This is a genomic window from Streptomyces sp. NPDC002870 (assembly GCF_042888505.1).
Lineage (GTDB): Bacteria > Actinomycetota > Actinomycetes > Streptomycetales > Streptomycetaceae > Streptomyces.
In genome coordinates this window covers 1-12977 of sequence record NZ_JBIAPW010000049.1, presented here as the reverse complement: position 1 = coordinate 12977, position 12977 = coordinate 1, and the positions used below count along the sequence as shown (strand labels likewise).

General features: G+C 69.8%; 4 protein-coding genes. 1 reads left to right on the top strand and 3 read right to left on the bottom strand.

Annotated elements, in window-relative coordinates; genetic code table 11:
• Positions 1–9 precede the first annotated feature (9 nt).
• Genes ACFYWY_RS35500 through ACFYWY_RS35490 form a run of 3 tightly spaced genes read right to left on the bottom strand, consistent with a single transcriptional unit; the run spans position 10 to position 3190 of the window.
• Complete coding sequence (locus tag ACFYWY_RS35500) at positions 10–777, bottom strand: NAD-dependent epimerase/dehydratase family protein (RefSeq protein WP_389194766.1); 768 nt, start codon at positions 775–777, stop codon at positions 10–12.
• 2 nt (positions 778–779) lie between these two features.
• Positions 780–1868, bottom strand: a complete 1089-nt coding sequence (locus ACFYWY_RS35495; protein ID WP_389194763.1) for a Gfo/Idh/MocA family protein — start codon at positions 1866–1868, stop codon at positions 780–782.
• Positions 1781–3190, bottom strand: coding sequence for an NDP-hexose 2,3-dehydratase family protein (locus ACFYWY_RS35490; RefSeq protein WP_389194760.1), 1410 nt, complete (start codon positions 3188–3190; stop codon positions 1781–1783). Before ACFYWY_RS35490 ends, ACFYWY_RS35495 begins: the two co-directional genes overlap by 88 nt.
• Before the next feature lie 365 nt (positions 3191–3555).
• Between ACFYWY_RS35490 and ACFYWY_RS35485 the strand changes: the two genes are divergently transcribed.
• Positions 3556–12977 (top strand): type I polyketide synthase (locus tag ACFYWY_RS35485; protein ID WP_389194758.1); only part of this gene is annotated, 9422 nt, incomplete at its 3' end.

Genomic DNA, 12977 nt, shown 5'->3' with positions numbered 1-12977 from the left:
GTCATACGCTCACGCCGCCGGCAGTGACGCGTAGTACGGCAGGTAGGCGTCCAGTATCCGTTCCAGGTAGCCGGCGCCGACGCGTTCCGCGCCGAAGCCCGGTACGAGCTTTTCCAGCTGCTCCGTCGACACCAGTGTGCGCGCCACGCTTCCCTGAGCCGGCACCAGTACCCGCATGGGGGTGAGGCCGAGACGCTCCTCGATGCCGTCCACCAGCCGATCCACCGGGACGGGCGTTCCGGACACCACATTCAGGGTGTCGCCCTCTGCGCCGTCCTCCAGCAACCGCCCGGTCACGTACACCAGATCGCTGACGTCCAGCAGATCGCGGTAAGCGCTCTCGTAAACCGTGACGGAACCCGACTGCACCTGCCGGGTCATCGCGGGCAGCAGTTGATGCGCGCGCTGGTGACGGCCAACGAGATGGCTGACCCGAAGGATCAGATGCGGCACCCCCGCCGACCGGATACTGGACTCGAGCGCCAGCTTGTGCCGGCCGTACGCCGTCGGCGGGAAGAGCGGCCCGTCCTCAGCGGCCGGCTCCTGCCGCGACCCGTACATCGCGAACGAGGCCGTGGAGAAGAACAGCAGCACGCGACGCTGCTCCCGGCACCGCCGCAGCACCCTGTAGAGCAGTGCCGCCTCGCGGTCGAATTCCTCCGCCGCGGTCACCGAGGTGCTCGAGACCCCGGCCGCGAAGGCGGTGACCTCGGGAAAGCTCCCGGAGAACGCCTCGGAGAGGTGCCGGGCCAAGAACCCCTTGCCGACGATGTCCATCGCTACTCCTCACCTTGGACGCTGACGTGCACAGCCCGCTCACGGATCGCGTCCACCAGCTCCATCGTGGCCACCGCCCCCGCGCGCCAGGTCGCCTCCTCCGGCGAGGCGCCGCCGCCGGCACGTACCGCCGCAGCGAACGACGAGAGGCAGCAGGCGAGTTGGTCGGCGGCCGGCAGCCGAAACGTCTCCTCGTGGTCCTGTTCCTCGAGCACCACTGAGGGCTGATAGGACGCGGGCGGAGTGAAGGCGCGGTCCACGGTGACCCGGGCGCGGCTGCCCCACAACGCGTACCGCGAGCCATACGCGTGCTCGAAGCCGAAGGTGAGACTCGCCAGCACCCCGGACGGGGAGTACACCAGCGCCTCGCCCGAGAGATCGAGCCCGTCCGAGGGCCGCACCCGCAGCGCCGCCCCTGCCACGCCGAGCCCCGGACCGAGCATCGACAGTGCGGCGCGCAGCGGGTATACCCCGACGTCGAGCAGCGCCCCGCCGCCCAACTCCGGCACATAGCGGATGTCCGAAGCCGGGAGCGGCGGGATGCAGAACGAGCTGCTGAAACCGCGCAGGTGGCCCAGCCTGCCGGAGGCCACCATGTCGCGGACGGTGTCATGCTGCGGATGGTGCAGGAACATGAAGTTCTCCCGCAGCACCAGTCCGCGGGCCTCGGCGAGCCGCACCAGCTTCTGCGCCTCGTCCGCCGTGGTGGCGATCGGCTTCTCGACCAGGACGTGCTTGCCCGCCACCAGCGCCCTCGCCGCCCACTCGGGGTGCGTGGCAGTAGGCGTGGAGATGTACACGGCGTCGATGTCCGGGCGGGCGATCAGTGCCTCGGCGTCGGCATCGGCGGAAACGCCGAACGGGTGCGCGAAGCTCTGAGCCTTCGCGTGGCTGCGCCCGGCCACCGAAACCAGGTCGACGTCCTCGTTCGCGGCCATGGCCGGCAGCACGCGTCGCCGGGCGATGGACGACGTACCGAGGACGCCGAACCGGACCGGCCCGGTTATGGGAGCGTCCTCAAGCCGACGACCAGGGTTCTGGCCTGCACGTTCAGTTGGTGGCTGTACTTGAGAAGCTCGTTGATCTGGCACAACGTCACCCAACGGAAGTCCTCGGGAGTGGCGGTCGGGAAGTCCTCGTCCACTTCGATGATCAGGTAGCGGCTCTGGGCGTGGTGGAAGCGGCCTCCTTCCTCCGACAGCACAGCATCGAAGAGCGTCCGCTCCGGGCGGCGGTCCAGTACGGCGTCCAGATACCTGGGGCGCTCCTCGGACGGCAGATGGGCGTAGCTCTCCGGGGTGCACTGGACAGTAGGACCGAGCTCCACCACATCGAGGAACCCCGGCTCGACCCGTGCGCTGAACAGAGCGTGCTGCACGCCGCGGATCCGCTTCACCAGCAGCGCGGACACCGCCGGCCCGTGCGGTTCGAGCAGTGGCTGCGACCAGGCGGGAACCTCGCGCCGGTGCGAGCTGACATCGACAGCGACGATGCTGAAGAAACGCCCGCTCTCGTGCGAGATCGCCTTCTCCGAGCGGTGCCAGCCCTCCGTCTCCCGCAGGGGCAGCGGCTCGGTGGTGATCTCGTGCCAGGCTCGCCGCCCGGTGACCCAGCTGCGGATCTCCGTATCGGAGTGCAGCCCGACACCGGCTTCCGACCCGGAATCGACCCGCCAGTCGGGGAAACAGGAAAGCACCGTACGGGCATCCATGTTGATCAGATCCGGGTGGCGCAGGAGCGCGCCGAGCTGTCCCAGAGTGAGCCAGCAGAAGTCCTCGCCCGCCTCGACCTCGGGGCCCACCTCGACCACCATGTTGCGGTTGCGCTTACGGAAGAACCACGAACCCTGTTCCGACTGGAGCACATCGGCCACGACCCGCGGCGGATCGGGGTCGATGAAGCAGTCCAGGTACGGGACGGCGGAACCGCCGTGCACCCGGGTGTAGTTGCTCTTGGTGGCCTGCACCGTGGGAGAGAGCTGCACCGCGTTGACGTTTCCCGGCTCCGGCTTGGCCTGCATCAGACAGTGCAGCACCCCGTTGATTTCGCGGACCGCGATGCCGAGGATGCCGATCTCCGGTTGGTGGATGATCGGCTGGCACCATTCGCGGACCGGCCCGTAGTCGGAGCGGACCCGGAGGCCTTCGACCGAGAAGAAACGCCCGCTGTCGTGCCGCAGGTTTCCGGTTGCGGGATCGAAGTTCCAGCCCTGCAGTTCATCGAAGGTGATGCGGGTGACCCGGAGCGCGTGCTTGCGCTGCCGCTCCTCGAACCATGAGTGGAACGCGTCGTTGCTCATCACCTCGCCTTCGGTGGCCAGGGCGGAGACGGCCAGCCGGGAGGACAGCGAGGCAGCCGGCTGGGACGACAGTGCGGAGCCGGGTGTGCGCAACAACTCCGCTGCCCTGTCCATATGCATCGCTGTGCCTCTCCGTGCTGGCGTGTGTATGACGGGGGACCCTCGCCCTGTCCCGTTGCAGCCTGCACCGGGGTGTACCGGCATTCACCTAGTCTCTGCGCCTTGTCCGCCGACGGCCGCGCGGCTATGGAGCGTGCGGTACAGCCGAGCGGTACACCGGGGCTCGGGTGCGCGAGACCCCCGGGCCGGGGGCCGGGTAGCCGGTCGGGAAGCCCTGTTCAGGGCGGTGCGGAAGTGCCCCCGCCCCGCCTAGGAGTTCCCCTAGAGCATGCCTTCGACCCCCTTTTCGAAGCCAACGCTGTGGAACGGTGACGTCAAGCCGTGACCGTGTGTCGCTTGGGGTGTTGGGAGTGCGATTGATGAACGGGTCGGAAACCGCGGGCTCCACCATTCCATCGCCGCACAGCGAACCGATCGCGGTGATCGGCCTGTCCTGCCGCTTGCCAGGGGCGGGCGACCCCGTTGCCTTCTGGGAACTCCTCCGCGAGGGCAGGAGCGCCGTCACCGAAGCGCCCCCCGACCGGTGGACCGCCGAACTCCTCGCAGAAACCGGGGTATCCGAGCCCGCACGAGGTGGATTCCTCGACGACGTCGCCGCGTTCGACGCCGGATTCTTCGGGGTGTCACCGCGCGAGGCGCAGGCGATGGACCCACAGCAGCGACTCGCCCTCGAACTCGGCTGGGAGGCCCTGGAGAACGCCCGCGTGCGCCCGGAGCAGCTCAACGGCCGCCGGGCCGGGGTGTACATCGGAGCCACCGTCGAGGACTACGCCATACTCGTGCACCAACAGGGCACCGAGGCGCTCGACCACCACACGCCCACCGGCCTCAACCGCGGACTCATCGCCAACCGCCTTTCCTACTTCCTCGGTCTGCGCGGGCCCAGCATGACCCTGGACACCGCACAGTCCTCCTCACTCGTCGCGGTCCAGACCGCCTGCGACAGTCTGCGCCGCGGAGACTGCGAAGTCGCCCTCGCGGGCGGTGTGCACCTCAACCTTGTACCTGAGAGCACCATCGCCATGGCCCGGCTCGGCGCGCTCAGCCCGGACGGTCTCTGCCATACGTTCGACGCCCGGGCCAACGGGTTCGTACGTGGCGAGGGCGGCGGCCTTGTCGTCCTCAAACCGCTCGCCAAAGCGCTGGAGGACGGCGACCACATCCGCTGCGTGATCCGCGGCGGAGCGGTCAACAACGACGGCGGCGGGGACGGCCTCACGACCCCGGACGTCCGAGCGCAGGAGGAAGTGCTGCGTCTGGCCTGCGAACGCGCGGGTGTTGGGCCCGGCGACGTCGACTACGTGGAGCTGCACGGCACCGGCACCAAGGTCGGCGACCCCATCGAGGCGGCATCGCTCGGCGCCGCTTTGGGCAACGACCCGCGACGCATTGCCCCGCTGCGGGTGGGGTCGGTCAAGACGAACATCGGCCACCTGGAGGGCGCCGCCGGGATCGCGGGACTGCTGAAGGTGGTGCTGTGCCTGGAGCACGGCCGGCTCGTGCCGAGCCTGAACTACGCGGAGCCAAACCCCGACATCGCGCTCGACGGGCTGAACCTGCGCGTGCAGACGGTGTCGGACGAGTGGTCGGCGGTGGAGGGACGGCCGCTCGTGGCCGGCGTGTCCTCGTTCGGCATGGGAGGAACGAACGCGCATCTGATCGTGGAGCAGGTGAAAGAGGCGCCGGGGCAGGCTGACGAGGGGGAGTCTTCGCCGTCGTCGTCGGGTGTTGTGGTGCCGTGGGTGGTTTCTGGGCGTTCTGCTGAGGCGTTGGTGTCTCAGGCGGGTCGGTTGGCGTCGGGTGTGGAGGGTGCTGGGCTGTCGCCGGTTGAGGTGGGGCATTCGCTGGTGGCGTCGCGGTCGGTGTTCGAGCAGCGGGCTGTGGTGGTGGGGTCGGAGGGCGATGATCTGGTCGCGGGGTTGCGGGCGGTTGCGGATGGGCGTCCTGACCCTGCGGTGACGATCGGCGGAGAATCCGGCCCGACTGGCAGCACGGTCTTCGTCTTTCCGGGGCAGGGGTCGCAGTGGGTGGGGATGGCGGTGGAGTTGCTGGATTCCTCGCCGGTCTTTGCTGCGCGGTTGGCGGAGTGTGAGGCGGCGTTGGGGCCGTTCACGGATTGGTCGTTGACGTCGGTGTTGCGTGGGGTTGTGGGTGCGCCGGGTCTGGATCGGGTGGATGTGGTTCAGCCGGTGTTGTGGGCGGTGATGGTGTCGCTGGCTGAGGTGTGGCGTTCGTACGGTGTGGAGCCTGCGGCGGTGGTGGGGCACAGCCAGGGTGAGATCGCCGCGGCGTGTGTGGCTGGGGGATTGAGCTTGGAGGACGGGGCTCGGGTCGTGGCGTTGCGCAGCCTGGCCATCCGGTCGCTGTCGGGCCGGGGCGGGATGGTGTCGGTGGCACTGCCCCGTACCGAGGTGGAAGAGCTGCTGGGCCAGTGGTCGGGGCGGCTGTCGGTGGCGGCGGTCAACGGTCCGTCGTCGGTGGTCGTTTCGGGTGATGCGGACGCCTTGGACGAGCTGCTCGGCGTATGCAGGCGGAACAAAGTCCGGGCGCGGCGGGTCGAGGTGGATTACGCGTCGCATTCGGTGCATGTGGAGTCTTTGAGGGATGAGCTGTTGGAGGTTCTGGCGCCGGTCAGTCCTCGTTCGGGTGGGGTGCCGTTCTTCTCGACGGTGACGGGTGAGTGGCTGGATACGGCGGAGCTTGATGCCGGGTACTGGTTCACCAATCTGCGCCGGACGGTGCGGTTGGAGCCCGCGGTCCGGGCGTTGTTGGCCGAGGATCACCGGGTGTTTGTGGAGGTCAGCCCGCATCCGGTGCTGACGATGCCGGTGCAGGAGACCGCCGAGGCTGCGGGCGTCGAGGCGGTGGTGTCCGGGACCCTGCGCCGGGACGACGGCGGCATGGCCCGCTTCTACACCTCGCTGGGCGACCTGTTCGTACACGGTGTGGAGGTGGACTGGTCCCCGGCGTTCGCCGCCCACCGGCCCCGGGTGGTGGACCTGCCCACCTACGCCTTCCAGCGCGAGCGGCACTGGATAAGGACCAGTGCCGAGCACCCCCGCAAGCCCGCTTCCGACGAGCCCCGTCAGCCCGCCGACGGCAAGACCGACGCCCCCGGACCGCGTCGGCCGACACTCGATCTCGTACGGGACAACGCTGCCGCGGTGCTCGGCCACCAGGATCCGTCCGGGATCAACACCGCGTGGACGTTCAAGGATCTGGGCTTCGACTCGGTGACAGCCGTGGAACTGCGCAACAGGATCAATCGCGTCCTCTCTGTGCAACTGCCGTCGACCGCGCTGTACAACCATCCCTCACCTGCTCGGCTGGCCCGCTACATCGACGCGGAGCTCATGGGCGGCACGAACGACGTCGAGCACGCATACCTCCCCGTGGCAGACGCGGACGAGCCCATCGCCATTGTCGCGATGACCTGCCGCTACCCCGGCGGCGTACGGTCCCCCGAAGACCTGTGGCAGATCCTGCGGGATCGGGTGGACGCGGTGTCGCCGTTCCCCACCGACCGTGGCTGGGATCTCGACGGGCTGTACGACCCCGACCCCGAACGCTCGGGCACGAGTTACGTACGCGAGGGCGGGTTCCTCGACGCCGCGTCCTTCGACGCCGGATTCTTCGGGATCTCGCCGCGCGAGGCACTGGCCATGGACCCGCAGCAGCGGCTGCTCCTGGAGACCTCCTGGGAGGCGCTCGAGCGGGCGGGCATCGACCCGACATCGGTACGCGGCAGCCTCACCGGAGTGTTCGTCGGCGCCATGGCTCAGGAGTACGGCCCCCGCCTGCACCAGGCCGGCAAGAAGGTCGAGGGCCACGTCCTGACCGGAACGACCGCGAGCGTGGCCTCCGGTCGGGTCGCCTACACGCTCGGTCTCGAAGGGCCGGCCGTCACTGTGGACACGGCGTGCTCCTCGTCCCTGGTGGCGCTCCATCTCGCGGCGCAGGCTCTGCGCGCCGGGGAGTGCACACTCGCGCTGGCCGGTGGGGCGACGGTGATGGCCCAGCCCGGAATGTTCGTGGAGTTCAGCCGTCAGCAGGGGCTCGCGCCGGACGGGCGGTGCAAGCCCTTCGCCGCCGCCGCCGACGGAACGGCGTGGGGCGAGGGCGTCGGGATCCTGCTTCTGGAACGCCTGTCGGACGCCCGGCGCAACGGACACCCGGTAATCGCGCTCATCCGCGGCAGCGCCACCAACCAGGACGGCGCCTCGAACGGCCTCAGCGCCCCGCACGGCCCGTCGCAGCAGCGGGTCATCCGCGCCGCGCTCGCCACTGCCGGTCTGCGGCCGTCCGACGTCGACGCGGTGGAGGCGCACGGTACCGGGACGACGCTCGGCGATCCCATCGAGGCGCAGGCGCTCCTCGCCACGTACGGCAGCGACCGGGACGAGGACCGGCCGCTGTGGCTCGGCTCGCTCAAGTCCAACATCGGGCACACGCAAGCCGCCGCCGGTGTCGCCGGTGTCATCAAGATGGTGCTCGCCATGCGACACGGCGTCCTGCCGGAAACGCTGCACCTCCACGAGCCGTCACCGCACGTGGACTGGTCGGCGGGCACGGTGCGGCTACTCACAGAGCCCCAGCCGTGGGAGGAGAACGGGCATGCGCGACGGGCCGGCGTCTCGTCGTTCGGCATCAGCGGCACCAATGCGCATGTGATCGTTGAACAGTCGCCGGCGGAACCGTCGTACGAGAGAGCCGGCGACGAGCAGGACGGCGACGAGCAGGACGGCGCTCCCCACCGCGCGGTCGTGCCCTGGGTGGTGCACGGCCGGACCCCGGACGCCCTTCGTGCGCAGGCGAAGACGCTCGCCGCCCACCTCGAATCACGGCCCGACGCCGCACCGTACGAGGTGGCGCACTCCCTCCTTACGACCCGCGCAGCACTCGAACACCGGGCTGTGCTTGTCGGCGACGACCGGGCCGCGCTGCTCGCGGACCTGCATGCCGTGGCCGACGGCGACCCGCGGCCCAGTACCGCCACCGGATCCGTTCCCACCGACCCCGGACGCGGAGTGGTGTTCGTCTTTCCGGGTCAGGGGTCTCAGTGGGTGGGGATGGCGGTGGAGTTGCTGGATTCCTCGCCGGTTTTCGCTGTGCGGTTGGCGGAGTGTGAGGCGGCGTTGGGGCCGTTCACGGATTGGTCGTTGACGTCGGTGTTGCGTGGGGTTGTGGGTGCGCCGGGTCTGGATCGGGTGGATGTGGTTCAGCCGGTGTTGTGGGCGGTGATGGTGTCGCTGGCTGAGGTGTGGCGTTCGTACGGTGTGGAGCCTGCGGCGGTGGTGGGGCACAGCCAGGGTGAGATCGCCGCGGCTTGTGTGGCTGGGGGATTGAGTCTGGAGGACGGGGCTCGGGTCGTGGCGTTGCGGAGCAAGGCCATCCGGTCGCTGTCCGGACAGGGCGGAATGGTGTCGGTGGCGCTGCCCCGGCCCGAGGTGGAGGAGCTGATCGAGTCATGGAACGGACAGATATCGGTAGCGGCGGTCAACGGCCCGTCATCGGTGGTGGTTTCCGGTGATGGTGACCTTCTGGGCCGGTTGGTGGAGGAGTGTGAGCGGCGTGGTGTCCGGGCGCGGCGGATCGATGTCGACTACGCCTCGCATTCGGCGCATATGGAGGCGATCGAGGACACGCTGACCGACGTCCTGGCGCCGATCACCCCGCGGACCTCTTCGGTGCCGCTCTTTTCGACCAGCACCGGGGACTGGCTGGACACGGCGGAGATGGACGCCGGGTACTGGTACGCGAACCTGCGGCGGACCGTCGAGTTCGCCCCCGCCGTCCAAGCCCTCGCGGTCGCGGGCCACCGGGTGTTCGTGGAGGTCAGCCCGCACCCCGTCCTCACCGTGCCCCTTCAGGAGACTGTCGAGGATGCCGCCGTCGACGCGGTGGTGACCGGAACGCTGCGTCGCGACGACGGCGGGCATGACCGGCTGTACACCTCGCTGGGAGAGTTGTACGCACACGGCGTGGACGTGGACTGGGCGCCGGTGTTCGCCGGCCGCCGTCCGCTCGACGTGGACCTGCCCACGTACGCGTTCCAGCGGCAGTGTTTCTGGCTGGAGCCAGAAGCTCCGGTGGAGTCCGCCTCCCCCGAACAAGAGGCATTCTGGGCAGCTGTCGAGAGCCAGGACGGAAAGGCGCTGGCGGACACCCTCGGGCTTCCCGGCCCCGGGGCGCTGAGCGAGGTGCTCCCTGCGCTGTCATCGTGGCACAGGGATCGGCGGCAGCGCGGTACGGCGGACGGATGGCGCTACCGCATCGCCTGGCGGCCCCTCCCCGAACCGGCTGCCCAGCAACTCGACGGCACCTGGCTGGTCGTGGTTCCGGCCGGGTTCGAGGACGACACGCTGGTGTGCGGTGTCCTCGACGCGCTGGAAGCGGCTGGCACGCACGCGCAGCCGCTGACCGTGGAGGACAGGGCCGGGCTCGTGGACCGGCTGCGCGCCGGGGCCGGACCGTTCACCGGTGTGCTGTCCCTGCTGGCCCTGGACGAACGGCCGGACAGCGAGCACCCCTGCGTTCCCGCCGGCCTCTCACTCACTCTCGCACTGGTCCAGGCACTCGGAGACGCGAAAATCGACGCGCCGCTGTGGTGCGTCACCCAAGGTGCGGTCGCCACCGGTATCGCCACGGGTGAGGACGAGGCGCCGACGAACCCGGACCAGGCCGGGGTGTGGGGGCTCGGCCGGGTCGCCGCGCTGGAGCACCCGGAGCGCTGGGGTGGTCTCGTCGACATGCCCAGCAAGCCTGACGGCCGTGCAGCGACGCTGCTTGCGCAGGTCCTGGCAGCCGGAGACGACGAAGACCAACTCGCCGTCCGGGGCTCCGCAGTGCTCGGACGTCGGCTGATCCCCGCACCGGCCGCAGGCACAGCGCCACGGCGCTCCTGGCGCCCACGCGGCACCGCCCTGGTCACCGGCGGTACGGGTGCACTCGGCGCTCACATCGCCCGCTGGCTCGCATCCAACGGCGCGGAACATCTCGTCCTCACGGGCCGTCGCGGCGCCGACGTCCCCGGTGTCGCCGAACTGAGCGCCGAACTCCGCGACCAAGGAGTCCGCGTCACCGTGGCGGCCTGCGACATGGGCGACCAGCAGGCGGTGGCAGCTCTCGTGCGCCGGATCGAGCACGACGGGGACCCGATCCGATCCGTTGTGCACGCCGCCGGGGTCGGCGACCTGGCCACGCTGGCGGACGCCGGACCGGAAGACCTCGCGGCGGCACTCGCGGGCAAGGTCGCCGGAGCCGACCACCTGACCTCCGTACTCGATCCCGGACAACTCGACACCGTCGTCTACTTCTCCTCCATATCCGGCACCTGGGGAGTCGCCGATCACGGGGCGTACGCCGCGGCCAACGCGCTCCTCGACGCCCGCGCGGAACGGGGCCGGGCGGACGGGCTACCGGTGCTGTCGGTCGCCTGGGGCCCCTGGGCGGGCGGCGGCATGATCGAGGAGTCCATCCAGGACGTGCTACGGCTCCGCGGCGTGCCCGTCATCGACCCGGACACCGCGATCACGGCACTCCAGCAGGCGCTGGATCACGACGAGACGTCGATCGCGGTCGCCGATGTGGACTGGCAGCGTTTCGGCAGCGTCTTCACCTCTGCACGGCGCAGCCGACTGCTCACGGAGATCCCTCAGCTCAGGGCGGAGGGCGACAGCGACGGTGAGGGCGAGGAACGCGGGCCCGTCCTGTCGGAGTTCGCCCAGCGGCTGGCCGGACTTGACGTCCGGCAACGCGCCGCAGCACTGCTGGCTCTCGTCCGCGAACAGGTCGCCTCCGTGCTCGGGCACGACAGGACGGCCTCGGTGGATCCCGAACGCCCCTTCAAGGAACTGGGCTTCGACTCGCTGACCGCCGTCGAGCTGCGCAACCGGCTGGGTAGGATCACCGGCCTGCGGCTGCCCAGGACCGTCGTGTTCGACCATCCGAGCCCGGCCGCGCTCGCCGAGTACGTCGGCGTCCAAGCGCTCGGCGAGCAGGAAACCGCCGCGAAGCCGGCCGCGGTGCCTGCTTCCCCTCCCTCGAGCGATGAACCGATCGCGATCGTGTCCATGGCCTGTCGGTACCCGGGCGATGTGCGGTCGCCCGAGGATTTGTGGCGGCTGGTCCGGGACGGGGTCGACGCCGTGTCTGCATTCCCGACCGACCGGGGGTGGGACCTGGACGGCATGTACGACCCGGACCCCGACCGGCCGGGCGGGAGCTATGTCAGGGAGAGCGGCTTCCTGCGTGACGCCGGTGACTTCGACCCGGAGTTCTTCGGGATCTCGCCGCGTGAGGCTCTGGCGATGGACCCGCAGCAGCGGCTGCTCCTGGAGACCTCCTGGGAGGTCTTCGAGCGTGCCGGTATCGACCCCAAGTCCCTTCGCGGCAGCGCGACCGGCGTCTACATGGGTGTCACCGACCAGGAGTACGGCAACCGGCTGCGGGCGGCCGACCCCGAGCAGATCGAGGGGTACCTCGCGACCGGGGCGGCCACCAGCGTCGCGTCCGGCCGTGTCTCGTACACGCTCGGGCTGGAAGGCCCGGCGGTGACGGTGGACACCGCATGCTCGTCTTCGCTGGTCGCGCTGCACATGGCGGTGCAAGCTCTCCGCTCGGGTGAGTGCTCGCTCGCCGTCGCCGGTGCCGCGATGGTCATGGCTGATCCTGGGCCGTTCATCGGGTTCAGCCGTCAGCGTGGGCTCGCGCGGGACGGGCGGTGCAAGCCGTTCGCGGCGGCGGCCGACGGCTTTGCGCTCTCCGAGGGCGTCGGTGTGCTGCTGGTGGAGCGGTTGTCGGATGCCCGGCGTAATGGCCACCAGGTGCTCGCGGTGATCCGCGGCAGCGCTGTCAATCAGGATGGTGCGTCGAATGGTCTGACGGCGCCGAACGGTCCGTCGCAGCAGCGGGTGATCCGGGCTGCGTTGGCGAATGCGGGTCTGTCGGCGGGTGATGTGGATGTGGTGGAGGCGCACGGTACGGGGACGACGCTCGGCGACCCCATCGAGGCGCAGGCGCTGATTGCTACGTACGGGCAGGAGCGGGACGAGGACCGGCCGCCGCTGTGGATCGGCTCGCTCAAGTCCAACATCGGGCACACCCAGACCGTCTCCGGTGTGGCAGGTGTCATGAAGATGGTGCTGGCCATGCGGCATGGCGAGCTGCCCGCCACATTGCACGTGGATGAGCCGTCGCCGCATGTGGACTGGTCTGCGGGTGCGGTGGAGTTGTTGACCGAGGCGCGACCGTGGGAGGAGGAGGCGGGACGTCCCCGGCGTGCCGGTATCTCGTCCTTCGGCGTGAGCGGGACCAACGCGCATGTGATTGTCGAGCAAGCGGGATCAGCGGAGGGTGTTTCCGAGCCGGCGTCGGGCCCGTTGCCGTCGGGTGTTGTGGTGCCGTGGGTGGTTTCTGGGCGTTCTGCCGAGGCGTTGGTGTCTCAGGCGGGTCGGTTGGCGTCGGGTGTGGAGGGTGCTGGGCTGTCGCCGGTTGAGGTGGGGCATTCGCTGGTGGCGTCGCGGTCGGTGTTCGAGCAGCGGGCCGTGGTGGTGGGGTCGGAGGGCGATGATCTGGTCGCGGGGTTGCGGGCGGTTGCGGATGGGCGTCCTGACCCTGCGGTGACGATCGGCGGAGTATCCGGCTCGACTGGTAGCACGGTGTTCGTCTTTCCGGGGCAGGGGTCGCAGTGGGTGGGGATGGCGGTGGAGTTGCTGGATTCCTCGCCGGTCTTTGCTGCGCGGTTGGCGGAGTGTGAGGCGGCGTTGGGGCCGTTCACGGA